General features: G+C 69.8%; 18 protein-coding genes and 1 pseudogene. 15 read left to right on the top strand and 4 right to left on the bottom strand.

The window, feature by feature from the left end:
- Positions 1-72: 72 nt before the first annotated feature.
- Together ACF1A1_RS27695 and ACF1A1_RS27690 are read left to right on the top strand one after the other, a co-directional pair.
- Positions 73-469: pseudogene (locus ACF1A1_RS27695) on the top strand (transposase); the annotation flags it as partial.
- A 119-nt stretch (positions 470-588) separates the two neighbouring features.
- On the top strand, positions 589-792 hold the full coding sequence (locus tag ACF1A1_RS27690) for a hypothetical protein (RefSeq protein ID WP_392003665.1): 204 nt from the start codon (positions 589-591) through the stop codon (positions 790-792).
- Positions 793-935: 143 nt separating this feature from the next.
- Here the strand turns inward: ACF1A1_RS27690 and ACF1A1_RS27685 are convergent, their stop codons facing one another.
- Positions 936-2465, bottom strand: coding sequence for a helix-turn-helix domain-containing protein (locus ACF1A1_RS27685; RefSeq protein ID WP_392003663.1), 1530 nt, complete (start codon positions 2463-2465; stop codon positions 936-938).
- A gap of 64 nt (positions 2466-2529) precedes the next feature.
- On the bottom strand, positions 2530-2730 hold the full coding sequence (locus tag ACF1A1_RS27680; protein ID WP_392003661.1) for a DUF4236 domain-containing protein: 201 nt from the start codon (positions 2728-2730) through the stop codon (positions 2530-2532).
- 546 nt (positions 2731-3276) lie between these two features.
- On the opposite strand from ACF1A1_RS27680, the gene acnA reads away from it, so the two are divergent.
- Both acnA and ACF1A1_RS27670 read left to right on the top strand, forming a co-directional pair.
- A complete protein-coding gene (acnA, locus tag ACF1A1_RS27675) occupies positions 3277-5994 on the top strand; it encodes an aconitate hydratase AcnA (protein WP_392003659.1) in 2718 nt (905 codons plus the stop codon).
- Positions 5995-6436: 442 nt separating this feature from the next.
- The gene (locus ACF1A1_RS27670) at positions 6437-7495 is read left to right on the top strand and encodes a lytic polysaccharide monooxygenase (RefSeq protein ID WP_392003657.1); all 1059 of its coding nucleotides are present in this window, start codon (positions 6437-6439) and stop codon (positions 7493-7495) included.
- 196 nt (positions 7496-7691) lie between these two features.
- On the opposite strand, the gene ACF1A1_RS27665 is transcribed toward ACF1A1_RS27670, so the two are convergent.
- A complete protein-coding gene (locus ACF1A1_RS27665; RefSeq protein WP_392003655.1) occupies positions 7692-8696 on the bottom strand; it encodes an acetylxylan esterase in 1005 nt (334 codons plus the stop codon).
- Between the two features lie 280 nt (positions 8697-8976).
- On the opposite strand from ACF1A1_RS27665, the gene ACF1A1_RS27660 reads away from it, so the two are divergent.
- Genes ACF1A1_RS27660 through ACF1A1_RS27635 form a run of 6 tightly spaced genes read left to right on the top strand, consistent with a single transcriptional unit; the run spans position 8977 to position 16758 of the window.
- Positions 8977-9966, top strand: a complete 990-nt coding sequence (locus tag ACF1A1_RS27660; protein WP_392003653.1) for an ABC transporter permease — start codon at positions 8977-8979, stop codon at positions 9964-9966.
- Positions 9960-10841, top strand: coding sequence for a carbohydrate ABC transporter permease (locus ACF1A1_RS27655; protein WP_392003651.1), 882 nt, complete (start codon positions 9960-9962; stop codon positions 10839-10841). The genes ACF1A1_RS27660 and ACF1A1_RS27655 overlap by 7 nt, the downstream gene beginning before the upstream one ends.
- A 58-nt stretch (positions 10842-10899) precedes the next feature.
- Positions 10900-12555, top strand: coding sequence for an extracellular solute-binding protein (locus ACF1A1_RS27650; RefSeq protein ID WP_392003649.1), 1656 nt, complete (start codon positions 10900-10902; stop codon positions 12553-12555).
- Positions 12552-14063: a xylan 1,4-beta-xylosidase gene (locus tag ACF1A1_RS27645; RefSeq protein WP_392003647.1), complete on the top strand. Its 1512-nt coding sequence runs from the start codon at positions 12552-12554 to the stop codon at positions 14061-14063. The genes ACF1A1_RS27650 and ACF1A1_RS27645 overlap by 4 nt, the downstream gene beginning before the upstream one ends.
- Positions 14060-14743: a hypothetical protein gene (locus tag ACF1A1_RS27640; protein ID WP_392003645.1), complete on the top strand. Its 684-nt coding sequence runs from the start codon at positions 14060-14062 to the stop codon at positions 14741-14743. Before ACF1A1_RS27645 ends, ACF1A1_RS27640 begins: the two co-directional genes overlap by 4 nt.
- Positions 14740-16758 carry a beta-galactosidase gene (locus ACF1A1_RS27635; RefSeq protein ID WP_392003643.1) on the top strand — a complete coding sequence of 673 codons (2019 nt, stop codon included), beginning with the start codon at positions 14740-14742 and terminating at the stop codon, positions 16756-16758. The genes ACF1A1_RS27640 and ACF1A1_RS27635 overlap by 4 nt, the downstream gene beginning before the upstream one ends.
- Here the strand turns inward: ACF1A1_RS27635 and ACF1A1_RS27630 are convergent.
- Positions 16752-18788, bottom strand: coding sequence for an alpha-glucuronidase (locus ACF1A1_RS27630; RefSeq protein WP_392003642.1), 2037 nt, complete (start codon positions 18786-18788; stop codon positions 16752-16754). The two genes, ACF1A1_RS27635 and ACF1A1_RS27630, sit on opposite strands and share 7 nt — an antisense overlap.
- A 447-nt stretch (positions 18789-19235) precedes the next feature.
- Here ACF1A1_RS27630 and ngcE point away from each other — a divergent pair, with 447 nt between their 5' ends.
- The 5 genes from ngcE (at position 19236) to ACF1A1_RS27605 (ending at position 25360) form a co-directional block, all read left to right on the top strand.
- A complete protein-coding gene (ngcE, locus tag ACF1A1_RS27625; RefSeq protein WP_392003640.1) occupies positions 19236-20699 on the top strand; it encodes an N-acetylglucosamine/diacetylchitobiose ABC transporter substrate-binding protein in 1464 nt (487 codons plus the stop codon).
- A gap of 28 nt (positions 20700-20727) precedes the next feature.
- Entirely contained in the window at positions 20728-21654 is a 927-nt protein-coding gene (locus ACF1A1_RS27620; RefSeq protein WP_392003638.1) for a carbohydrate ABC transporter permease, read from the top strand.
- A 2-nt stretch (positions 21655-21656) separates the two neighbouring features.
- Positions 21657-22583, top strand: a complete 927-nt coding sequence (locus tag ACF1A1_RS27615) for a carbohydrate ABC transporter permease (protein WP_392003636.1) — start codon at positions 21657-21659, stop codon at positions 22581-22583.
- Between the two features lie 363 nt (positions 22584-22946).
- Positions 22947-24146: an ROK family protein gene (locus ACF1A1_RS27610; protein ID WP_392003634.1), complete on the top strand. Its 1200-nt coding sequence runs from the start codon at positions 22947-22949 to the stop codon at positions 24144-24146.
- A gap of 134 nt (positions 24147-24280) precedes the next feature.
- Entirely contained in the window at positions 24281-25360 is a 1080-nt protein-coding gene (locus tag ACF1A1_RS27605) for a sugar ABC transporter substrate-binding protein (protein ID WP_392003632.1), read from the top strand.
- Positions 25361-25509: the final 149 nt, after the last annotated feature.

Below are 25509 nucleotides of genomic sequence, written 5' to 3'. Positions count from 1 at the left end.
TTTCGCCTCGTCGGCGCGAAGGGGGCGGAGCGATTAGGTGACCGGCCAGGGTCCGGCAACGAGCGTTCAGTACTGGTGGGGAACTGCCGTTTGCTCTGCTCTTGGTGGACCGGAGAGCCCTTGGCGCCGCGTACGGACCAGCGGGCCAGGGGCGAGTGCTATCTGCGGTGGCTGATGCTGGATGGCCGACGTAAGTCGATCCAGCCGATGGCTCAGCAGCTGCCCGACGGGAACGTGCAGGCCCTGCAGCAGTTCGTGAATCAGTCGCCGTGGCCGTCGACTCCGGTGCGGTGGCGGATCGCCGAGCGGCTGAGCCAGGTGGTCAAGCCCGAGGTGTGCGGTCATCGACGATGTGTCCTTCCCAAATGCGGACGGTCCTCGGTCGGGGGCCCGGCAGTACGGTGGAGGGCTGGGCAGACGGGCCACCCGCCACGTCGCCGTAACCGTGCATGCAGCCGCCGACACCGCCTGCGGCGCGAGCGGAAGGCCATCAACCGGAACTACTTCAACTCCTACGTATGGAAGCCCGCGCTGGCCACGGCGGGCGTGATCGCACCGCTGGAGGAAGGCGGCGCCGACGGTGCTCGCGTGTGGGAGCCGTCCCGGGAGCACGGCTTCCACGCCCTGCGTCACTTCTTCGCCTCCGAGGAACTGGAGGCTGGCGAATCGATCGTCTCCCTGGCACGCTGGCTAGGGCACTCCGACCCGGGGTTCACGCTGCGGAAGTACTCACACTTCCTGCCGCGAGCCGGCGCACGGGGCAGCGCCGCCATCGACGCGATCTTCGCGTAGCCGCGGCCAGCCGGCAGGGGCCGTTGAGCGCGGCCCGTAGCCCGCCGCAGCTCCAAAGTCCCAGAGCAGTCCCAGAGATGCCGCCGCACCCCATCCTGACCCGCTAAGTAGCAGGTCAGACGGGGTGCGGCGGCACTCGCATATCAAATGTCCCGGAAGATCTCGATCTGCGCCCCGATCGAGTTCAGCCGCTCCGCCAGGTCCTCGTACCCCCGGTTGATGACGTACACGTTGCGCAGCACGGACGTGCCCTCCGCCGCCATCATCGCCAGCAGGACGACGACCGCGGGGCGCAGGGCGGGCGGGCACATCATCTCGGCGGCGCGCCAGCGCGTCGGGCCCTCCACCAACACCCGGTGCGGGTCGAGGAGCTGGAGCCGTCCGCCGAGGCGGTTGAGGTCGGTGAGGTAGATCGCGCGGTTGTCGTAGACCCAGTCGTGGATCAGGGTCTTGCCCTGGGCGACGGCCGCGATGGCCGCGAAGAAGGGGACGTTGTCGATGTTCAGGCCCGGGAACGGCATCGGGTGGATCTTGTCGATGGGCGCCTCCAGCTTGGAGGGCCGTACGGTCAGGTCCACCAGCCGGGTACGGCCGTTGTCGGCGACGTACTCGGGCGTGCGGTCGTGGTCGAGGCCCATCTCCTCCAGCACGGCCAGCTCGATCTCCAGGAACTCGATCGGCACCCGGCGCACCGTCAGCTCCGACTCGGTGACGACGGCGGCGGCCACCAGGCTCATCGCCTCGACCGGGTCCTCGGAGGGGGAGTAGTCGACGTCGACGTCGATGTGCGGCACACCGTGGACGGTGAGCGTGGTGGTGCCGATGCCCTCGACCTCGACGCCGAGCGCCTCCAGGAAGAAGCACAGGTCCTGGACCATGTAGTTGGAGGAGGCGTTGCGGATGACCGTGACGCCGTCGTGCCGGGCGGCGGCCAGCAGCGCGTTCTCGGTGACCGTGTCGCCGCGCTCGGTCAGGACGATCGGGCGGTCCGGGCGGACGGAGCGGTCGACGACGGCGTGGTACTGCCCCTCCGTCGCGGCGATGTCCAGCCCGAACCGGCGCAGCGCGATCATGTGCGGCTCGATGGTCCGCGTACCGAGGTCGCAGCCGCCGGCGTACGGCAGCTTGAAGTGGTCCATGCGGTGCAGCAGCGGGCCGAAGAACATGATGATGGACCGGGTGCGCACGGCGGCCTCGGCGTCGATCGCCCCCATGTCCAGCTCGGCCGGCGGCACGATCTCCAGGTCGACGCCGTCGTTGACCCACCGGGTGCGGACGCCGATGGAGTTCAGCACCTCGAGGAGACGGTAGACCTCCTCGATGCGGGCGACCCGGCGCAGCACCGTGCGCCCCTGGTTGAGCAGCGAGGCGCACAGCAGGGCCACACACGCGTTCTTGCTCGTCTTCACGTCGATGGCGCCGGACAGCCGCCGGCCGCCCACGACCCGCAGATGCATCGGCCCCGCGTAGCCCAGCGAGACGATCTCACTGTCCAGGGCCTCACCGATGCGAGCGATCATCTCAAGGCTGATGTTCTGGTTGCCGCGCTCGATGCGGTTGACGGCACTCTGGCTGGTTCCGAGCGCCTCGGCCAGCTGCGCCTGTGTCCAGCCCCTGTGCTGCCGGGCGTCACGGATGAGCCTGCCGATGCGTACGAGGTAGTCGTCTGCCATGGGGTTGAGGTTATCTCAGATATGAGATGGTGCCTCTCGGGGGGTCCGTTCGGGTGACGGCCCGTCAACGCCGCCTGGAGGTACGCGTACGACGCCATCCGAAAGGTCCGGGCAAATCCATCGATGTCGTACGACGTCCGGTGCTGCTGTGCGTGTGACGCGGGCCATGGGTGCCGCCCCCGGTGGTGATGGACCAGGAGCGCCGGTTGATGTTCAGGCGCACGCCGGGCAGGATCCGGAAGCTCTTGCGGAAGGTGAGGGGCATCGGGCCTCCTTCTTCGGTCGGCTGGTGCTCGGGGAATGTCCCGTCCGCTCTCGTCTACCCCCGCTCGGCCGCCTCATGGCCGCGCCCCGGGCCGAAGCGGCGCCAACGGCTTCCCGGCGCGGCGGTCTTGACCGTCCGGCGTCCGGACTTGACCGTCCGGCGTCCGTTCTCGACCCGTCCGGCGTCCTGTCCCGACCCGTCCGGCGTCCGTTCTCGACCCGTCCGGTGTCCGGTCTCGACCCGTCCGGCGTCCGGTCCTGACCTCGTCCGGTGTCGGCGTACGGCCGTCCCGTGGTGGGGTGACGCCGCGGCGGCCGGCGGCCGGAAGGGCCCCGGCCGCGGTTACGGGGGGCGCCACGGGCAGCCCGGGCATGACCAACCAGCCCCCATGTACTAGAGTTATCTCGACATCGAGATATCTGCCGAGGCGCACCGCAGCCGCCACTCCAGTAAGGGCTACCTAACTTAGTCTGACCTTAGCGGATCGGCCAAGCTCGCGTGGCGGCAGGATGCGGTGGTACGCGCACATCAATGAAGGAGACTGTCGTGTCGGCGAACAGCTTCGACGCCCGCAGCACGCTGCAGGTGGGCGACGAGTCGTACGAGATCTTCCGGCTGGACAAGGTGGAGGGCTCGGCCCGCCTGCCGTACAGCCTCAAGGTCCTGCTGGAGAACCTGCTCCGCACGGAGGACGGCGCGAACATCACCGCCGACCACATCCGCGCCCTCGGCAACTGGGACTCGCAGGCCCAGCCCAGCCAGGAGATCCAGTTCACGCCGGCCCGCGTGATCATGCAGGACTTCACCGGCGTTCCCTGTGTCGTCGACCTGGCCACCATGCGTGAGGCCGTCAAGGAGCTCGGCGGCGACCCGGCGAAGATCAACCCGCTGGCCCCGGCCGAGCTGGTCATCGACCACTCCGTCATCGCCGACAAGTTCGGCACCAACGAGGCCTTCGCGCAGAACGTCGAGCTGGAGTACGGCCGCAACAAGGAGCGCTACCAGTTCCTGCGCTGGGGCCAGACCGCGTTCGACGAGTTCAAGGTCGTACCCCCCGGCACCGGCATCGTCCACCAGGTGAACATCGAGCACCTGGCGCGTACCGTCATGGTGCGGGGCGGCCAGGCGTACCCCGACACCCTCGTCGGCACCGACTCGCACACCACCATGGTCAACGGCCTCGGCGTCCTCGGCTGGGGCGTCGGCGGTATCGAGGCCGAGGCCGCGATGCTCGGCCAGCCGGTCTCGATGCTCATCCCGCGCGTCGTCGGCTTCAAGCTGACCGGCGAGCTGAACCCCGGCACCACCGCCACCGACCTCGTGCTCACCATCACCGAGATGCTGCGCAAGCACGGTGTCGTCGGCAAGTTCGTCGAGTTCTACGGCGAGGGCGTGGCCGCCACCTCCCTCGCCAACCGCGCCACCATCGGCAACATGTCGCCGGAGTTCGGCTCCACCGCCGCGATCTTCCCGATCGACGCCGAAACGATCAAGTACCTGAAGCTCACCGGCCGCTCCCAGCAGCAGCTCGCGCTCGTCGAGGCGTACGCCAAGGAGCAGGGCCTCTGGCTGGACCCGAAGGCCGAGCCGGACTTCTCCGAGAAGCTCGAGCTGGACCTGTCGACGGTCGTCCCGTCCATCGCCGGCCCGAAGCGCCCGCAGGACCGCATCGTCCTGGCCAACGCGGCCGAGCAGTTCAAGCTGGACGTCCGCAACTACGTCGACGTCGTCGACGAGGCGGGCCAGGAGTCCTTCCCGGCCTCCGACGCCCCGGCCGTCGCCCCCAACGGCGCCCCGTCCAACCCGGTCACCGTGACCGCCCCCGACGGCTCGACGTACGAGATCGACCACGGTGCCGTGACGGTCGCCGCCATCACCTCCTGCACCAACACCTCCAACCCGTACGTCATGGTCGCCGCCGCGCTGGTGGCCAAGAAGGCGGTCGAGAAGGGCCTGACCCGCAAGCCGTGGGTCAAGACCACCCTCGCCCCGGGGTCGAAGGTCGTCACCGACTACTTCGACAAGGCGGGCCTCACCCCGTACCTCGACAAGGTCGGCTTCAACCTCGTCGGCTACGGCTGCACCACCTGCATCGGCAACTCCGGCCCGCTGCCGGAGGAGGTCTCCAAGGCCGTCAACGACCACGACCTCGCCGTCACCTCGGTCCTCTCCGGCAACCGGAACTTCGAGGGCCGTATCAACCCCGACGTCAAGATGAACTACCTGGCGTCCCCGCCGCTGGTCGTCGCCTACGCCCTCGCGGGCTCCATGAAGGTGGACATCACCAAGGACGCCCTCGGTGTCGACCAGGACGGCAAGCCGGTCTACCTGAAGGACATCTGGCCCTCCGAGGCCGAGGTCAACGACGTCGTGGCGAACGCCATCGGCGAGGACATGTTCAACAAGTCCTACTCCGACGTCTTCGCGGGCGACGCCCAGTGGCAGGCGCTGCCGATCCCGACCGGCAACACCTTCGAGTGGGACCCGGAGTCGACGTACGTGCGCAAGCCCCCGTACTTCGAGGGCATGACGATGGAGACCACCCCGGTCTCCGACATCACCGGCGCCCGCGTCCTGGCCAAGCTGGGCGACTCGGTCACCACCGACCACATCTCCCCGGCCGGTGCCATCAAGGCCGACACCCCGGCCGGCAAGTACCTCACCGAGCACGGTGTGGAGCGTCGTGACTTCAACAGCTACGGCTCCCGCCGCGGCAACCACGAGGTCATGATCCGCGGTACGTTCGCCAACATCCGCCTGCGCAACCAGATCGCGCCGGGCACCGAGGGCGGCTACACCCGCGACTTCACGCAGGACGGCGGCCCGGTCTCCTTCATCTACGACGCCTCCCGCAACTACATCGAGCAGGGCATCCCGCTCGTCGTGCTCGCGGGCAAGGAGTACGGCTCCGGCTCGTCCCGTGACTGGGCGGCCAAGGGCACGGCCCTCCTCGGCGTCAAGGCCGTCATCGCCGAGTCGTACGAGCGCATCCACCGCTCCAACCTCATCGGCATGGGCGTGCTGCCGCTCCAGTTCCCGGAGGGCCAGTCCGCCGGGTCCCTCGGCCTGACCGGCGAGGAGACCTTCTCCTTCACCGGCGTCGAGGAGCTGAACAACGGCACCACGCCGCGCACGGTCAAGGTCACCACCGACACGGGCGTCGAGTTCGACGCGGTCGTCCGCATCGACACCCCCGGTGAGGCCGACTACTACCGCAACGGCGGCATCATGCAGTACGTGCTGCGCAGCCTGATCCGCAAGTAAGCGGTCACGCGGGCGGCCCGGCAGGGCAGTCGAGGGCCGCATCCCCGGTGACGGGGGTGCGGCCCTTCGCCGTGCCCGTTCCCACTCCGGGTGCCGTGCGCGTTCCGGGTCCGTGCGCCGTCCCCGTCCGGGGGTCCGGTTGCCGGGCCCGCTCCCGGCTCCGGGTGCAGGCCCGTTCCGGGTCCGTGCGCCGTCGGCCGCGCGAAACGCCGTACGCGCCCGTTTACAAGTGCGCCGCGCAGCGCTATCTTCCGCCACAGGTGGGGTGGGAGCGCTCCCACACCGGTGGACCGGAACCCGCCCCGGGAACGCTCCCGCTTCACGCGGCCTCTCCACCCCACCCCCCGCACACCGGCACCTTCCTACCGGCACCACCCGCAACCTCCATACCCGCACGGTCCGTACACGGAAGGACGGATCCGTCATGCGAGCTGTCATGATCATGGCAAAAGCAAGAACGGGATTACGCACCAAAGCCCTCCTCCTCGTCTTCGTCTCCCTCCTCGCCGCCGTCCCCGCCCTCGGCCTGATCGTCACGGCCGGCGGCAAGGCGGAGGCCCACGGCACGCCCATGAAGCCCGGTAGCCGCACCTTCCTGTGCTGGCAGGACGGTCTGACCGACACCGGTGAGATCAAGCCGGTCAACCCGGCCTGCCGGAACGCCCAACAGGTCAGCGGGACCACGCCGTTCTACAACTGGTTCTCGGTGCTGCGCTCCGACGGTGCCGGCCGCACCCGCGGCTTCGTGCCCGACGGGCAGCTGTGCAGCGGCGGCAACACCAACTTCACCGGCTTCAACGCCCCCCGCGACGACTGGCCGCTCACCCACCTCACCTCGGGCGCGACGGTCGACTTCTCCTACAACGCCTGGGCGGCGCACCCGGGTTGGTTCCACGTCTACATCACGAAGGACGGCTTCGACCCGACCCGGACCCTCACCTGGGACGACATCGAGGACCAGCCCTTCCTCTCCGTCGACCACCCGCCGCTCAACGGCAGCCCGGGCACGGTCGAGGCCAACTACTCCTGGAGCGGCAAGCTCCCCGCCGGCAAGTCGGGGCGCCACATCGTCTACATGGTCTGGCAGCGCTCCGACAGCCAGGAGACCTTCTACTCCTGCTCCGACGTCGTCTTCGACGGCGGCAACGGCGAGGTGACGGGCATCCACGACCCGGGCGACCCCACCGACCCCGTCCCCGGCACCTGCACGGCCACCCGCAGGACGACGGGGAGCTGGAACGGCGGCTACCAGTCCGAGGTGACCGTCACCAACTCCGGCGACGTCCCGATGCTCGGCTGGATGGTCGACTGGACCCTGCCCGCCGGTCAGAAGGTCGACAGCCTGTGGAGCGGCAACGCCACCTACAACGGACAGGCGGTGATGGTCCACAACGCCAACTGGAACGGCTCCCTGAGTCCGGGTCAGAGCACGACGTTCGGGTACGTCGTCTCCGGAGCCGGCGGCGACAGCGCGACGACCCTGCCCTGCCGGGTCGGCTGAACCACCGCTTTGGGCGGACCCGGTGGGCGTGAGCCGTCGCCCGCCGGGTCCGCGAGGCGGGCGCCGGGCAGCACTCGATCTCGCCCACGGCCCCCAGGCGGAGCGGGTGTTCCGCGCGACCGCGGCCCGCGGCAGGCGCTGAGCGCGCAGGAGCGCGTCGGCGTGCGGCCGCCGGACGACTCGGACGCGCAGGGGTTCACGCCGGCTCCGGACGGAAGCCCCGCACGGCCTCCAGCCAGTCCAGCTGGCGGCGTACGTGCACCGCGTCGCCGCCTTCGTGGCCGTTGTACGGATACGCGTGCAGCTCCTTGCGCACACCCGTGCCCGCCGACTCCCCGTACCGGTTGAACGCCGCGTACGCCCCGCTCGGCGGGCACACCGTGTCCCGCAACCCCGTGCCGAAGTGGGCCGGGGCGTGGGCGCGGCGGGCGAAGGAGACGCCCTCGACGTAGGAGAGGGTGCGGTGGGCGGCCTGTTCGGCGCCCCGGTGGACCGAGAGGTAGGCGGAGATCTCGCCGTAGGGGCCCGCGTCGGTGAGGTCCAGGGCGCGGCGGATGCCGCACAGCAGCGGGGCCGTGATCAGGACCGCGGCCAGGTCGGGGACCAGGCCCGCGACGGCGAGCGCGAGTCCGCCGCCCTGGCTGTTGCCCACGGCTGCGGTCCGCGTCCCGTCCACGCCCGGCAGCGCGCGGACGGCCGTCACGGCGCGCACCGCGTCCGTGATCAGCCGGCGGTAGTGGTAGTCGTGCGGGCTGAGCAGACCGCGGACGGCCGGACCGGGTCCGCCGGGGGCGGTGGCGTGCGGGTCGGGGGTGGCGCCGCCGCTGCCGTACTGGTCGCCCTGGCCCCGGTTGTCCATCAGCAGATGTGCGTAGCCGGCGTTCACCCAGGTCAGTCGCTCGTGCGGGAGTCCTCGCCCGCGGCCGTAGCCGGCGTACTCGACGACCGCGGGGAGAGGTTCGCGCGCCCCCGCGGGGAGGCTGAACCAGGCCCGGACCGGGTCGCCCGCGAAGCCCCCGAAGGTCACGTCCCAGGTCCGCGTCAGGCGCAGGCCGGTCTCGACGGGACGGACCGACATCAACGGCTCGGGTTGCTCGGCTCCCTTCAGGGTGTCCCGCCAGAACGCGTCGAAGTCGGCGGGCTCGTCGGGGTCGGGGCGGTGACGCTCCAGTTCGGGCAGCGGCAGGTCGAACGCGGGCACGGGCGGCACCTCGCAGGTCGGGGGTGATCGATCGTTGCGTACGTGCTCCAGAAATTTGCGGAGGACGGTAGCACTCAACGCCCCGGTTCTACCCCGCCCTTGAGGGAATTCCACGCCTGTCCTGTCCCACCAGCCCGCCGTGCAGCACCCATTGACAGCGCTTTCCGTGTGCCCTTACGTTGCCGCAGAGTTACCGGTAAGGGCACGAAAGTTTCGAGGCGCGCCATACGGGGGCGTCTCGAGATCGCGCGTTTCACAGGACGCCCCGGGAGGCCCGAGCATGAGCACCTCCGCCACGTCGGCCCCACCACCAGGCACCCAGGAACCACCGCGGAAGACCCGGCACGGCCCGGTGCGCCCGCCCGCGCGCCGCGGCCGGCGGCGGGCGCTGCGCCGGGACTGGCAGCTGTACTCGCTGGCCGTGCTGCCGCTGCTGTTCTTCCTGGTCTTCCGCTATCTGCCGATGATCGGCAACGTGATCGCCTTCCGCCGCTTCGAGCCGGGCGGATCGATCTTCGGCGAGCAGTGGGTGGGACTGCGCTATGTGCGCATGTTCCTCGCCGATCCCACCTTCTGGCAGGTCTTCCGCAACACCCTGTGGCTCGGCGGACTCACGCTGGTCTTCTGCTTTCCGATCCCGATCGTGCTGGCGCTGCTGCTGAACGAGGTGCGCAGGCGCTCCCTGAAGCGGTTCGTGCAGTCGGTGTCGTACCTGCCGCACTTCCTGTCGATCGTGATCGTCGCGGGGATCACGATGCAGATGCTCGCCACGGACGGGCCGGTCAACCACATCCTGGGCTGGTTCGGCCACGATCCGATCCGTTTCGTCCAGGAACCCGAGTGGTTCCGCACGATCTACGTCGGCTCGGAGATCTGGCAGACCGCGGGCTGGGGCACGATCCTCTACCTCGCCGCGCTCACCACGATCGACGAGGACCTCTACGAGGCCGCGCGCATCGACGGCGCCAACCGCTGGCAGCAGATCTGGCACGTCACTCTGCCCGGCATCCGCCCCACCATGATCACGCTGCTGATCCTCAACATCGGCACCTTCATGGCGGTCGGCTTCGAGAAGGTCCTCCTGCTGTACAACCCGCTGACGTATCCGACCGCCGATGTGATCCCGACGTACCTCTACCGCGCGGGCGTCGAGTCCAACAGCTTCAGCTACGCCGCCGCCATCGGCCTGTTCGAGGCGATCATCGGCCTGGTCCTGATCACGTCCGCCAACCAGCTCTCGCGTCGCACAGTGGGGACCAGCCTGTGGTGAGCGTCAACCGGCCCACCCGCGGCCACCGCGTCTTCCAGGGGATCAACGGGGTGATCCTCACCCTGGTCGTGGTCGTGACCCTGTACCCCTTCGTCAACATCATCGCCCGCTCGTTCAGCGGGGAGCGGCAGATCCGGGCCGGCGAGGTGACGTTGTGGCCCGAGGGGTTCAACCTCACCACGTACAGGATCGTGTTCGAGGACTCGATGTTCTGGCGGAACTACGGCAACACCGTGTTCTACACGGTCGTGTCCACCGTCGTGGCGATGGTGCTGACGACGTGTTACGCCTACGTCCTGTCGAAGAAGCACCTCAGGGGCCGCGGCTTCCTGGTCGGCGTCGCCGTCTTCACCATGTTCTTCACCGGCGGTCTGATCCCGAACTACGTCCTGATCACCAGCCTCGGCCTGAAGAACAGCGTCTGGGCGGTCGCGCTCCCGAACGCGATCAGCGTCTTCAACCTCCTGGTGATGAAGGCCTTCTTCGAGAACCTGCCGGGCGACCTGGAGGAGGCCGCGCAGATCGACGGCCTGAACACGTACGGCGTCCTGCTGCGCATCGTGCTTCCGCTGTCCAAGGCGGTCGTCGCGACGATGGTGCTCTTCTACTCGGTGTCCTTCTGGAACTCCTGGTTCAGCGCCTTCCTCTACATGGACAAGTCCGAGCTGATGCCGGCCACCGTCTATCTGCGCAACCTCATCTCCGGCGCCACCACGGGCGGCAACGCCGGCGCGGCCGACGCGCAGCTCAGCCAGGTCGGGGCGAACATCCAGGCCGTCACGATCGTGCTGACCTCGCTGCCCATCCTCTGTGTGTACCCGTTCGTGCAGCGCTACTTCGTCTCGGGCGTGATGCTCGGCGCGGTCAAGGGCTGATCGCACCCGGCGATTGCCGTACCTCTCCTCAACCGGCGTACGGAACAAGGGAGTTCCCGTGAAGAACGCAGGACAACTGTCACGGCGCCAGATCCTGGCCGCCGCGGGTCTCGTCGGCCTCGCCACCCTCACCGGCTGCGGCAGCGGCGACGACGGCGGCGACTCCAAGGACCTGTCGAAGAAGCGGAACGGCGCGATGAAGGAGTACCGCGTCGGCCAGCAGTTCAAGGCGGCCGGGCCGCTGTCCTTCTCGGTACTGCACAACGACAACCCGGTCTACCCGATGAAGAACGGCTGGTTGTTCTGGAAGGAGCTCACCAAGCGCACCGGCGTCACCCTCAAGCCCGTCTCCGTGCCCCTGACGGACTACGAGAAGAAGCGCAGCGTCCTCATCGGCTCGGGCGACGCCCCCTTCCTGATCCCCAAGACGTACCACCCCTCCGAGGTCGCGTTCGTGTCGTCGGGGGCGATCCTCCCGGTCAGCGACTACGTGCACCTGATGCCGAACTTCCGCGACAAGGTGAAGCGGTGGAAGCTGGAGCCGGAGATCGACTCCATCCGCCAGTCCGACGGCAAGTTCTACCTGCTGCCCGGCCTGCACGAGAAGGCCCGGTCCGGCTACTCGCTGTCGCTGCGCACGGACCTCCTGGAACGGCTCGGTCTGAGCCTGCCCACCACCTGGGACGAGGTGTACGCGGTCTTCCAGGCGATCAAGCAGGAGTACCCCGACCGCTACCCCTTCTCCGACCGCTGGAGCAAGAACACGCCCTACCCGGCCGCCGCGCTCTTCAGCTATCTCGGCCAGGCGTACGGCGTCAGGGCCGGCTGGACGTACGACAACATCAGCTGGGACGCGAGCGCGGGGGAGTTCGTCTTCACCGGCGCGACGGACGCGTTCCGGCAGATGATCGAGTACGTGCGGAAACTGGTCGCCGAGAAGCTGGTCGACCCGGAGAGCTTCACCCAGAACGACGACGACGCGGTGCAGAAGCTGCTGGGCGAGAAGTCCTTCGCGATCAGCGCCAACCCCCAGGAGCTGGTGCAGAACTACCGCTACAACCTGGAGAAGCAGGTCAGGGGCGCGAGGATCGAGATGATCCCGGTGCCGATCGGACCCGCCGGTCCGGTGGTGATGGGCGGCGTCCGGCTGGAGAACGGCGTCATGGTCTCCAGCAAGGCGCTGAAGAGCGACAGCTTCGTCGCGATGATGCAGTTCGTGGACTGGCTCTGGTACTCGGACGAGGGCCAGCGGTTCTCCAAGTGGGGCGTGGAGGGCGTCACGTACACCCGATCCGGCGGCCAGTACCGGCTGAAGGACGGCATCAGCCTCATGGGCTCCGACCCGGACGCCCCGAAGGACCTCCAGAAGGACTACGGCTTCTTCAACGGCGTCTTCACCTACGGCGGCAGCTGGGAGCTGGTCTCCTCCTCGTTCAGCCCGGACGAGAAGAGGTTCCAGGACGCCATGGCCCAGCGTGAGCAGACGCCCATCGGACCGGCCCACCCCCTTCAGTCCGTGGAGCAGGAGCAGGCCTCGCTCTGGGAGACGCCGCTCAGGGACCACGTCACCCAGAACACGCTCAAGTTCGCCCTCGGCAAGCGCCCGCTGTCCGAATGGGACGCGTACGTCTCCGAGCTGAAGGCGAAGAACATGCAGCAGTTCGTCGACCTGCACAACAAGGCGTACGAGCGCTTCAAGAAGGAGAACGGGTGATCCGCGTCCCCGCGGAGGCGACCGGCCGCCTCTCCGACGCCTGGCGGTACTGCGTCGGCACCGGCCGGACCGAACTCGCCCTGCGCCGCGACCACCAGGACTCCCTCGCCCTCCTCCAGCGCGAGATCGGCTTCCGGTACATCCGCGGCCACGGCCTGCTCAGCGACGGCATGGGCGTGTACCGCCCGTACGACCACCAGGGCGCCCGTCGGGTCCACCACTGCTTCACCTACGTCGACCAGGTCGTCGACGCCTACCTCGCGCACGGCATCCGCCCCTTCCTCGAACTCGGCTTCATGCCGTCCGAACTGGCCTCCGGCGACCGGACGGTGTTCTGGTGGCGCGGCAACGTCACCCCGCCCCGCTCCCACCGCGAGTGGGCCGGCCTGGTCCGCGCCACCCTCGCCCACCTCGTCGACCGCTACGGCCTAGACGAGGTGCGCACCTGGCCGATCGAGGTGTGGAACGAGCCCAACCTGCCCGACTTCTGGCAGGACGCGGACGAGAAGGCGTACCACCGGCTGTACGAGGTGACCGCGCACGCCGTGAAGGAGGTGGACGCCTCCCTCCGGGTCGGCGGACCCGCGATCTCCCCGGGCGCCGACGACTGGCTGCTGCGGTTCGTGGAGTTCGCCGAAGCGCACGACGTGCCCGTGGACTTCGTCTCCCGGCACGCCTACACCTCCGGCCCCGCCCAGCACGTCCCCTTCGGCGTCCACCAGACCCTGGCCCCCGCCGACCGCCTCCTCGACCAGTTCGCCACCCCCCGGCGGCAGCTCCACGGCACCCGGTACGCCGGACTCCCCGTCCACATCACGGAGTTCAACTCCTCCTACCGCCCCGACAACCCGGTCCACGACACGGCCTTCCACGCCGCCTACCTCGCTCCGGTGCTCGCCGCCGGGGGCGATCTCGCCGACTCCTTCTCCTACTGGACCTTCAGCGACATGTTCGAGGAGACCGGCGTACCCACCGCCCTCTTCCACGGCGGCTTCGGCCTGCTCACCCACCGGCAGGTCAGGAAACCGGCCTACCACCTGTACGCCTTCATGGCCCGGACGGGCCCCGAACTGCTCGCCCGAGGCGACGACCACCTGGTCACCCGCCACCTCGACGGCCGGGTCACCGTCCTGGCCTGGGCGCCCGTCGACCCGAGCGGCGAGACCCCCGGCCCGGACCGGCACGAGCTGCGCCTGTCCGTCCCCCTCGCGGCCCGTGGCGAGGCCTTCGTCCGGCGCTCCACCGTCGACGAGGAACACGGCAACGCGTACACCGCCTGGCGGCACATGGGCAGCCCGCGCTCACCGGAACCGGGGCGGCTGGACATCCTGCACGAGGCCGCCGAACCCGCCCGCAGCCACCACCGCCTGCCCCTCGCCGACGGCCGCGCCGACCTGCGTCTCACCCTGGCCCGCCACGAGGTCACCCTCGTCGAGCTCGTCCCGCTCACCGACGAGACACCGCCCTGGTGGGACGAACGACGGCTGCTCGGCAGGGAGGTCCCATGAGCGCCGTACGGACCGCGGACTTCGGCACCGGCACCCTCTCCCGGGCCGCCGCCCTCGTGCACACCCTCCTCACCGTCGAGGCCCTGTTCCTGGCCACCGCGGCCCCCGGCCTCGCGGGACTGCTCCTGCTCGGCCCCGACCCCGCCAACCTGCCCCTCGCCGCCCTCTGCCTGCTCCCGCTCGGCCCGGCCGCCTCCGCCGCCGTCTACGCCCTGCACCACCGCAGCCACGACCTCACCGACCTGCACCCGGCCCGCGTCTACCGGCGCGGCCTGCGCCTCAACGCGCTCCCCGCGCTGAAGCTGTGGACGCCCCTGCTGGCGTGGCTGACCGTGATCGCCTTCACCCTCACCCACTTCGCCGCCACCGAACTGCCCGGCTGGTGGGCGGTGCTCCTCGGGGTGATCGGCGTCGCCTGCCTCCTGTGGGGCGCCCATGCCCTCGTCCTCACCTCCCTCTTCGCCTTCCGCGCCCGCGACACCGCCCGCCTCGCCGGGTACTTCCTGCTGCGGCACGGCCGCGCCACCCTCGCCGCCGCCTCCCTGCTCGTCCTGGCCGGCGCCATGACCGCCCTGCTGACCGAGGCCCTGCCCGCCCTGCTCGCCGCCCCACTGCTGCTGTCCCTGCTGCACGCCGCCCGACCGGTGATCGCCGAGACCCGGGAGGACTTCACCGCATGACCGCGCCGCGCACCCCGAAGGTCCCGTACGGCGGCGACTACAACCCCGAGCAGTGGCCGCAGGAGGTGTGGGACGACGACCACCGCCTGTTCACCCGGGCCGGCATCGACACCCTCACCGTCGGCGTCTTCTCCTGGTCCCTGACCCAACCCGCCCCGGACACGTACGACTTCACCGTCCTGGACCGCATCCTCGACCGCGCCTCGGCCGAGGGCCGCCGGGTCTGCCTGGCCACCGGCACCGCCGCCCTCCCGCCCTGGCTGGCGAAGCGGCACCCCGAGGTCAACCGCACCGACTTCGAGGGCCGCCGCCACCGCTACGGCCAGCGCCACACCTTCTGCCCCAGCTCACCGGCGTACCGCCGCCTGGCCACGGCGATGGCCGGCCGGCTCGCCGAACGCTACGCCGAACACCCGGCGCTGCTCGCCTGGCACGTCAACAACGAGTACGGCGGCGCCTGCTACTGCGAGCTGTGCGCCGAGGCCTTCCGGGGCTGGCTGCGCGAGCGGCACGGCACCCTCGACGCCCTCAACGACGCCTGGTGGACGACCTTCTGGTCGCACCGCTACACCGACTGGGACCAGATCGAGCCGCCGAGCGCCCTCACCGAGCACTGGCGCGGCCCCGACCACACCGCCTTCCAGGGCATCACCCTCGACTACCAGCGGTTCATGACGGACGCCCTGCTCGGCTGCTTCACCGCCGAGAAGGAGGCCCTGCGCGTCCACGACCCCCAGACCCCGGTCACCACCAACTTCATGGGCCTGTACCGCCCGCTCGACTACCACCGCTGGGCTCCCCACCTCGACTTCGCCTCCTGGGACAGCTATCCGCCCCTCGACGCCCCGCCGACCCGCGCCGCCCTCGGCCACGACCTGATGCGCGGCCTGAAGGACGGCGCCCCCTTCTGGCTGATGGAGCAGACCCCGTCCACCACCGCCTGCCGCGACGTCAACCCCCTGCGCGGGCCGGGCGACCTGCGGCTCGCCACCTGGCAGGCGATCGCCCACGGCGCCGACGCCGCCCTCTACTTCCAGATGCGCGCCTCACGCGGCGCCTGCGAGAAGTACCACGGCGCCGTCATCGGCCACGCGGGCCGCGACGACACCCGCGTCTTCCGCGAGGTGGCGGCGATCGGAGCCGAGCTGGCCGGGTTCGGGGCCGTCTCCCTCGGCGCCCGCACCCCCGCCCGCACCGCCCTCCTCTTCGACTGGGACAGCTGGTGGGCCCTGGAGATCTCCGACGGCCCCTCCCGACTGGTCCGCTACCCGGACGTCGTCCACGCCTACTACCGGGCCGCCCGCGCGGCTGGCGCCGACGTGGACGTCGTCCCGGTCACCGCCGACCTCACCCCCTACGACGTGGTCCTCGCCCCCGTCCTCCACCTGCTCGAGGACGGCCTCGCCGACCGCCTGGAGGCCCTCGTCCGCCGCGGCGGCACCCTCCTCGCCACCTTCCTCACCGCCCGCTGCGACGTCCACGACCGCGCCTTCCTCACCGACGTGCCCGGCCCGCTCGCCCCGCTGCTCGGCATCCGCGTCGACGAGTGGGACGCCCGCCCCGAGGAGGTCGTCCAGCCCGTCGACCTGGGGGAGCTGCGCACCACGGCCCGCCTGGTCTTCGAGATCGTCCAGCCGCGCGGCGCCGAGCCCGTCGGGACGTACGGCGCCGACTTCTACGCCGGCACCCCGGCCGTCACCCGGCACGCCGTCGGCGCGGGGGAGGCCTGGTACGTGGCCACCGCCCTCGACCAGCCCGGCGTCGACCACGTCGTACGCCGCGTCCTCGCCCGCCACGACCTGCTCGGCCCCCACGCCGGGCACCCCGCCGTCGAGACGGCCACCCGCGTCACCCCCGACGGCACCCGGCTGCTGTTCCTCCTCAACCACGCGCCCGAAGCGGCAGGCCTCACCGCCCACGCCGACGCCACCGACCTCCTCACCGGCAAGCGCGTCGAACGGGGCGAGCCCCTCACCCTCGACCCGCTGGGCGTGGCCGTCCTGCGCCTTCAGTAGATGGTCCGCCCGTGCTCGTCGGGCACCCCCGACTTGCGCAGGACGTAGCTGTTGACCTGGTCGCGCCACTCCCGGGCACACCGGAGCTGCTCCTCGTACCGCTCCGTCCCCCGCGCGTGGCGTGCCGGGCCGACGAGGTCCGCGAGCGAGGCCCACAGCTCCCGGGCCTCCTCCACCTCCGCCACCCCCTCGAAGTGCGTGTCGTAGATGTGCTGGACCACGGTCTTCCCGCTGTGCAGCACATGCCCGTACGGCACATGGTGGAAGAACAGCAGCAGCTCGTCGGGGCAGGTGGCCGGCGACTCGTACAGCTCGGCCCACGGCCCCGCGTACTGCGCCGCGTACCCCGTGCCGGTCGCCGCGCTCCGGTCGACCCCGATCCCGTCCCGGTCCGCGAAGTGGTACGTCCCCCACGGGCTGTACTCGTAGCCGTCCACGCTCGGCCCGTAGTGGTGTCCCGGCTGCACCATGAACCCGACACCGAGCGGCGTGGTGTACTTCTCGTACGTCCGCCAGGAGCCGCGCAGCAGCGTCCGCAGCCCGGCCACCAGTCGCTCCGGGGCGGACGGGAAGGTCAGCGCGATCCACTCGTCGAGGACCCGCCGCGGGTCGGCGTCCGGCTGCCAGGCGAGCCGCCCGAAGGTGTACAGGTTGGCCTGGGCGAGGGGGTGCCCGGTCCAGAACGGATCGTCGCCCACGTTGGACACCGCCACCAGCCCGCCCCTCGTCACCTCACCGACCGGGACGCCCCCTTCACCCTCCGGACGGAACCGCAGCGCCTCGCTCCACATCGGCCCGAGCCAGCACACGTGCCGCTGCTGCCCGGTGTACTCCTGCGTGGCCTGCACCTCCAGCGCGAGCCGGGTGCGCGGCATCGCCCCGAGCAGGGGTGAGACCGGCTCCCGCACCTGGAAGTCCATCGGCCCGTGCTTCACCTGGAGCACCGCGTTGTCGGCGAACTCCCCGTCCAGCGGGACGAAGTGGTCGTACGCGGCCCGCGCCCGGTCCGTCGTGCGGTCCCGCCAGTCCTGCCGGTGGTCGTAGACGAACGCCCGCCAGTGGACCGTGCCACCGTGCGGGGCGAGCGCGGCGGCGAGCATGTTCGCGCCGTCCGCGTGCGAGCGGCCGTAGGTGAACGGCCCGGGCCGGCCCTCCGAGTCGGCCTTCACCACGAACCCGCCGAAGTCCGGTATCGCCGCGTACACCCCCCGAACGGCCCGCGCCCACCACTGCCGCACCCGCGCGTCCAGCGGGTCGGCGGTCGGCAGCCCGCCCAGCACCACCGGCGCGGCGAAGGTCACCGACAGATGCGTGCGGATCCCGTACGGACGCAACGCGTCGGCGATGACGGCGACCTCACCGATCCGGTCGGTCAGCAGACGCGCCTCCGTGGCGTGCACGTTGACGTTGTTGACGGCGACGGCGTTGATCCCGCAGGCCGCGAGCAGCCTGCCGTACGCCCGCACCCGCTCCACCTCCCCGCGCGCCCGCCCGTCCCGCCAGAACAGCGACCCGCCGGCGTACCCGCGCTCCACCTGTCCCATGACCGGATGCACCGCCACGTTGTCCCAGTGGTCGACCATCCGCAGCGCCACGGCGGGCCGGTGCGCTTCGTGCCGCCGTTCACCGCGGAACGCGGCCTCACCGAGGCGCACCACGTGGAACAGGCCGTACAGCAGGCCGCGCGGGCCGGCCGCGGTGACGGTCGTCGTGCCGTCCGCCCGCCGGCAGACGAACCCCTCCTCGCCGAGCCCGAGCCCGAGCCCGAGCCCGAGCCCGAGGCCGAGCCCGAGGCCCGGGTCCGCGTCCGTCACCTCCAGCACCAGGTCGTACGGGGCACCGGACGGCTCCCCCCGCACGACCTCGCCGCCGAACCGCCCGCAGGCGTCGGCCACCTCCCCGTGCACCGTCTCCACGAGCGGCCCCGAGCCCCGGATCAGCGTCCGCCGGGCCCCCACCGCCCGGAACGCCTCCGGAGGCAGCCACGCGGGATCGACACCCTCGGGCAGGACGGGCACGGAAAGCGTCACGGAGCCTCCTGAGTGGGCAACTCGACCTCGGACGGCGTCACTTGGCCGTCGAACACCAGGCGGTACCTCCCGAACGTACCCGGTGATCCCACCGGGAACGCGCGTGTCCGCCGGTCCGGAACGCGGGCCGGCCGGGCGGTGGCCACCCCGCCGGTACCGACCGCCGGCCAAGCGGTGCGTGAGGTCGAGGACATGGGCCGCGTCACGGGAGGCACATGTCGTGCGATTTTCCGGCGAGGGGTCCACGGCCGGCTCGTATGTCCCGGAGGTCTCAACTCGGACAAGCCCATGACCGACCTTGTGTTCGATCTTGCTCCCTTGGCAAGAAGTGGACTATACCTGTCGGCAATTCACGCGAGTGATCCGCACGACCCTGCTTGACCTGACCGCGGTGCCGGGAAGGATCCCGTTCACCGCCTGAGTCCTGGAGAAGGCGAGGACTTGAGCATGGGATCCACTTCCGCATCGGCTTCCGAGAACAACGGCTCCGCGGGTGTCGGCCGCCGCGATCTGATCAGACGCTCCGCGGCACTCGGCCTGATCTCGGTCCCCACGATGAGTTTCCTCTCCGCCTGTGCCAGCAGCGGGGGCGGCGGCGACGAGGAAAAGGCGAAGTCCGGCACGAAGACCGAGCAGAACCCGCTCGGCGTCAACGACACCGCGCAGCTGGAATTCGTGCTGTTCGACGGCGGTTTCGGCAAGGAGTACGCCGAGGACGCGGTGAAGATCTACGAGAAGAACTTCCCCGAGGCCAAGGTGAAGTTCTCGGCCACCCAGAAGATCCAGTCCACGCTCCAGCCCCGCTTCAACCAGGGCACCCCGCCCGACCTCATCGACAACTCCGGCGCCGAACAGATGGACATGGGCGTCCTGGCCGGCAAGAACCAGCTCTCCGACCTCACCCCGCTGCTCGACGCGCCCTCCTACGACGACCCGGGCAGGAAGGTCCGCGACACGCTGCGTCCCGGCATCGTGGAGATGGGCCGGCTCGACGGTGACCCCGTCTGGATCCTGTACTACGCCTACACGGTCTACGGCGTCTGGTACTCCCAGAAGCTCCTGGACTCGCTCGACGCCACGTACCCCGAGACCTGGGACGAGATGCTCGCGGTCTGCGAGAAGGCCAAGAAGAAGGGCATCGCGGGCTGGACGTACGCGGGCAAGTACCCGTACTACCTCCCCTTCTCGCTGTACCCGATGATCGGCAAGGTCGGCGGCCGCGAAGTCCTCGACGCCATCGACAACCTGGAGCCCAAGGCCTGGGAGCACCCCGCGGTCAAGGCGTGCTTCGAGGCCTACTACGAGCTGTACAAGAAGGGCTACGTCCTCAAGGGCACCCCGGGCCTGGACCACATCCAGTCGCAGACCGCCTGGGCCAAGGGCAAGGCCCTGTTCATCCCCAACGGCTCCTGGGTGGAGAACGAGTCGGCGAACGTCATGCCCGCCGACTTCGACCTCGCCGTCTCCGCGCCCACCGGCATCGACTCCTCCGACACCATGCCGTTCGGCACCATCTGGGCCTCCGGCGGCGAGCCGTTCATCGTGCCGGCCAAGGCGAAGAACGCGGCGGGCGGGATGGAGCAGCTGCGCATCATGCTCGGCGAGGCGTCGTCGAGGAACTTCACCACCAAGGTCAAGTCGCTGACCGCGTACAACGGCGGCACCGACGGCATCACCCTGACCCCCGGACTCCGGTCGGGTGTCGCCGCGCTGGAGAAGGCCGGCGGGAACGTGGTGAATCCACGACTCCAGGACTGGTACGTGCAGTTGCAGAAGGAGAAGATCGGGGTGTCCGGGCTCGGCGAGATGATGGCGGGCCGTCTCACGCCGGCCGAGGCCGTCAAGAAGATCCAGGGATTCGCCGACGAGACCGCGAAGGACGGCTCGATCAAGCACTACAAGCACCAGTAACCGGCATTCTCACGGCACCGGAGTGGCGATGCAGCACGGCAAGTACCGGTTCATCGTGGGGTTTCTGGCGCTGCCCCTGGGACTGTACGCGCTCTTCGTGGTCTGGCCGTTCATCCAGTCCATCTACTACTCGTTCACGGACTGGACCGGTCTGAGCCCCGAATTCGAGATGGTCGGCCTGGACAATTACCGGAGGATGCTGGACGACGAGATCTTCTGGAAGTCCTTGCAGCACAGTTTGGTGTTCGCGGCCGTGCTGCCGCTGGTGACGATCGGACTGGCGCTGTTCCTCGCCTTCATGATCAATGTCGGTGGACGCAGAAGGAAGGGCGGCCCGGTGATTTCCGGCGTCCGGGGCTCTTCCTTCTACAAGATCGTGTATTTCTTTCCGCAGGTGCTGTCGATCGCCATTGTCGCGCTGCTGTTCGCCTTCGCGTACAACCCGGACAGCGGCGCGGTCAACTCCGTCCTGCGGGGCGTCGGGCTGGACGGCGTCCAGCCGCTGTGGCTGGGCGACCCCGACCTCGCGCTGTGGTGCGTGATGGCCGTGCTCGTCTGGTCCACGGTCGGGTTCTTCGTGGTCCTGTTCTCCGCCGGCATGGCCTCCATCCCGACGGACCTGTACGAGGCGGCGCTGCTCGACGGCGCGGACCGGACCACCACCTTCTTCCGCGTCACCCTGCCGCTGCTGTGGGACACCGTGCAGTCCGGCTGGGTATACCTGGGCATCCTCGCGCTCGGCGCGGAGTCGTTCGCGGTCGTGCAGATCATGACGACCGGACCCGGCGGCCCCGACTACTCGACGACCGTCCTGGTCCTGTACGTGTACCAGAAGGCGTTCCGTGACGGTCAGGCCGCCTACGCCACCACCATCGGCGTCGCCCTGCTCATCGTGACGCTGGCCTTCGCCGCGGTCGTGATGCGGCTGGGGCGGCGCGAGCGGCTGGAGTACTGATCATGAAGACGACGCAGCCCCCCGCACCCGTGCCGGCCGAGCCCGGCGCGCCCGTCACGAAGGCCGGCCCGCCGACCGCCGGGAAGCCGCCCGGGCGCACGTCGGAAGGGCAGGTCCTCAACGCCTTCTCGCACGGCATCCTCGTCATCTGGGCGGTCATGGTCGTGCTGCCGCTGCTGTGGGCGGTGATGACCTCCTTCAAGGACGACAGCTCCATCTTCGGCTCGCCGTGGTCGCTGCCGGACAGGCTGCGCCTCGACAACTGGTCCCGGGCGTGGACCGAGGCCCACATGAGCGACTACTTCCTGAACACCGTCCTGGTGGTGGGCGGTTCGCTCGTCGGCACGCTGGTCCTCGGCTCGATGGCGGCGTACGTCCTCGCCCGGTTCGACTTCCCGGGCAACCGCTTCGTCTACTACCTCTTCATCGGCGGCATGAGCTTCCCGATCATGCTGGCGCTGGTCCCGCTGTTCTACGTCGTGAACAACATGGGACTGCTGAACACGATCCACGGTCTGATCCTGGTCTACATCGCGTACTCGCTGCCGTTCACCGTGTTCTTCCTGACGGCGTTCTTCCGCACGCTGCCCACGTCGGTCGCGGAGGCGGCCTTCGTCGACGGTGCCTCGCACAGCCGTACGTTCTTCCAGATCATGCTGCCGATGGCCAAGCCCGGCCTGGTCAGCGTGGGGATCTTCAACTTCCTGGGCCAGTGGAACCAGTACATGCTCCCGACGGTCCTGAACACCGACCCCGACAGACGCGTCCTCACCCAGGGCCTGGTCCAGCTGGCCGTCAGCCAGGGCTACAAGGGTGACTGGTCCGGCCTCTTCGCGGGCCTGGTGATGGCGATGCTGCCGGTCCTGGCCGCGTACGTCGTCTTCCAGCGGCAGGTGGTGCAGGGGCTGACGGCCGGCGCGGTGAAGTAGGGGCCCCACGCCGGGCCGTGCCCACGACACTGGCCCGAGCCGTGCCCCCAACACCGCTCGGCGGCAGGTCCGTTGAGTCCTCCCCGCGTCCGGCGCACCCCCGCCGACGCCGCGCCGCCCCCCGGCGGCGGCCGACCGTTCCGCCGCGGCGCCCCCACAACCCCTGAAGCCCCTGATCGACCCTCCGCAACCACTCCCGCACCCCCTGCGACCACCGGGCGCACCCCTGTGCGCCCCCGTGTTCGACTGAGCGGATGGTGTTCAACCTCTTGACGGGAGGCGACCCGAACAGCTCAGCTTAGAGTTCACTAGTTGGACATAGACGGGGCCCCATCGAAGCGGTCCCGCGCGCAGGAGGTCGTCGTGGAGACTCCGGGGTCGCAGTCGTCGCTGCACCGAGCCAACCTGGAGCGAGTCGTACGCGCGGTGCGTCTGGCCGGGTCCCTCACGCAGGCGGAGATCGCCCGGACGACCGGCCTGTCCGCAGCGACCGTATCGAACATCGTGCGCGAGCTGAAGGACGGCGGAACCGTCGAGGTCACGCCCACCTCGGCCGGCGGGCGCAGGGCCCGCAGCGTCAGCCTCAGCGGGGACGCCGGCATCGTCATCGGGGTCGACTTCGGTCACACCCACCTCCGCGTCGCCGTCGGCAACCTCGCCCACCAGGTCCTGGCGGAGGAGTCCGAGCCGCTGGACGTGGACGCCTCCTCGACGCAGGGCTTCGACCGGGCGGAACAGCTGGTCAACCGGCTGCTCGAGGCCACCGGAGTCGATCGTACGAAGATCGCCGGGGTGGGGCTCGGCGTCCCCGGGCCCATCGACGTGGAGTCCGGCACGCTCGGCTCCTCCGCCATCCTGCCCGGCTGGATCGGCACCCGCCCCGCCGAGGAGCTGCGCGGCCGTCTCGGCGTGGCCGTCCACGTGGACAACGACGCCAACCTCGGCGCGCTCGGCGAGATGGTCTGGGGCAGCGGCAGAGGCGTACGTGATCTTGCTTACATCAAGGTCGCGAGCGGTGTGGGCGCCGGTCTGGTGATCGACGGGAAGATCTACCGGGGACCCGGCGGCACCGCTGGAGAAATCGGACATATTACACTCGATGAATCCGGCCCCGTCTGCCGCTGCGGAAACCGGGGATGCCTGGAGACCTTCACGGCCGCGCGCTACGTGCTGCCGCTCCTCCAGTCCAGCCACGGCACGGATCTGACCATGGAGGGCGTCGTACGGCTGGCCAGGGACGGAGACCCGGGCTGCCGTCGGGTGATCGCCGACGTCGGCCGCCATGTCGGCAGTGGAGTCGCCAATCTGTGCAACCTGTTGAACCCGAGCCGGGTGGTCCTCGGCGGTGATCTCGCCGAGGCCGGTGAGCTGGTGCTCGGGCCGATCAGGGAGTCCGTCGGCCGCTACGCGATCCCCAGCGCGGCGCGTCAACTCTCCGTTCTTCCGGGGGCACTTGGGGGTCGTGCGGAGGTGCTCGGGGCACTCGCTCTCGCACTCAGCGAGATGGGTGATTCGACCCTTTTGGACGGCACCCTGCCGGCTGCGGCACCCGCCTTCACTTAGAGAACGCATGACCCCGTTGCCATCTCGTTAAGTATTTACTTCTTGACGTCGCACGTGTGGCCGAGTTGACTTCCTGCCACCTCGGCCGCAGCGCTGCGGCCCTGTCAGGGAGGCACACCCCAATGAACGCAACGATGCGTAGAGTCGTGATCGGCGCCACCGCCGTGTCCATGGCCCTGTCGATTGCCGCGTGCGGCAAGGCGGGCGACGACGACTCCGGCAGCAGCAGCTCGGACAGCAAGTCGATCGGCCTGCTGCTCCCCGACAGCGTCACGGCTCGCTACGAGAAGTTCGACAAGCCGCTCTTCGAGGCCAAGGTCAAGGAGCTCTGCTCCGACTGCGACGTCCAGTACGCGAACGCCGCCGCGGACCCGGCCAAGCAGGCCCAGCAGGTCAGCAGCATGGTCACCAAGGGCGTCAAGGTCATCGTGATCTCCGCCCAGGACTCCGCCGCCATCAAGTCCTCCATCCAGTCCGCGGTGAACAAGGGCGTCAAGGTCATCGCGTACGACCGCCTCGCCCAGGGCCCGGTCTCCGCCTACGTCTCCTTCGACAACGTCAAGGTCGGCGAGCTCCAGGGTCAGGCCCTGCTCGACGCGCTCGGCGCCAAGGCGACCACCAAGTCCAAGATCGTCATGATCAACGGTGACGACGCCGACCCGAACGCCGCCCAGTTCAAGGAAGGCGCGCACAAGGTCCTCGACGGCAAGGTCACCATCGCCTACGAGCAGTCCGGCCTGTGGAAGGACACCATCGCGGCCGAGAAGATGTCCGCCGCGATCACCCAGCTCGGTGCCAAGAACATCGCGGGCGTCTACTCCGCCAACGACGGCATGGCCGGTGGTATCGCCAACACCCTCAAGGGCGCCGGGATCAGCGGCATCCCGCTGACCGGTCAGGACGCCGAACTCGCGGGCATCCAGCGCATCGTCGCCGGCACCCAGTCCTCCACCGTCTACAAGGCCTTCAAGCCGGAGGCCGACGCCGCCGCCCAGCTCGCGGTCAACCTGCTCGAGGGCAAGGACATCAAGTCCCTGGCCACGCAGACGCTGACCAGTGGCTCCGGCGACAAGGTGCCCTCCCAGCTGCTGACCCCGGTCTCCGTCACCAAGGCCAACATCAAGGACACGGTGATCAAGGACAAGCTGTACACGGTCCAGGAGATCTGCACCGCCGCGTACGCCGCCGCCTGCAAGACCGCCGGTCTGCAGTAGTCACGCGCACACCGCGCCACCGGCTCGGGTCCCGCCCAGGGACCCGCGCCCGACGACCGCCCAGCGGTCCCGCGAGACCCCGCCGACGCCTGCCCCACCTTCACACCCCCGCTGCGGGGCGGGCGTCGGACGGAACCGTTGCCAAGCGC

This window comes from Streptomyces sp. NPDC014995 (assembly GCF_043080745.1).
Lineage (GTDB): Bacteria > Actinomycetota > Actinomycetes > Streptomycetales > Streptomycetaceae > Streptomyces.
The sequence above is the reverse complement of the archived record's forward strand: the minus strand, read 5'-3'. Positions and strand labels throughout refer to the sequence as shown.

Bases quoted from the DNA above. Each gene is read 5' to 3' on its own strand.
- ACF1A1_RS27685 (WP_392003663.1), bottom strand. From the start codon at position 2,465: ATGGCAGACGACTACCTCGTACGCATCGGCAGGCTCATCCGTGACGCC.
- ACF1A1_RS27680 (WP_392003661.1), bottom strand. From the start codon at position 2,730: ATGCCCCTCACCTTCCGCAAGAGCTTCCGGATCCTGCCCGGCGTGCGC.
- ACF1A1_RS27670 (WP_392003657.1), top strand. From the start codon at position 6,437: ATGGCAAAAGCAAGAACGGGATTACGCACCAAAGCCCTCCTCCTCGTC.
- ACF1A1_RS27660 (WP_392003653.1), top strand. From the start codon at position 8,977: ATGAGCACCTCCGCCACGTCGGCCCCACCACCAGGCACCCAGGAACCA.
- ACF1A1_RS27640 (WP_392003645.1), top strand. From the start codon at position 14,060: ATGAGCGCCGTACGGACCGCGGACTTCGGCACCGGCACCCTCTCCCGG.
- ACF1A1_RS27635 (WP_392003643.1), top strand. From the start codon at position 14,740: ATGACCGCGCCGCGCACCCCGAAGGTCCCGTACGGCGGCGACTACAAC.
- ngcE (WP_392003640.1), top strand. From the start codon at position 19,236: ATGGGATCCACTTCCGCATCGGCTTCCGAGAACAACGGCTCCGCGGGT.
- ACF1A1_RS27620 (WP_392003638.1), top strand. From the start codon at position 20,728: ATGCAGCACGGCAAGTACCGGTTCATCGTGGGGTTTCTGGCGCTGCCC.
- ACF1A1_RS27615 (WP_392003636.1), top strand. From the start codon at position 21,657: ATGAAGACGACGCAGCCCCCCGCACCCGTGCCGGCCGAGCCCGGCGCG.
- ACF1A1_RS27605 (WP_392003632.1), top strand. From the start codon at position 24,281: ATGCGTAGAGTCGTGATCGGCGCCACCGCCGTGTCCATGGCCCTGTCG.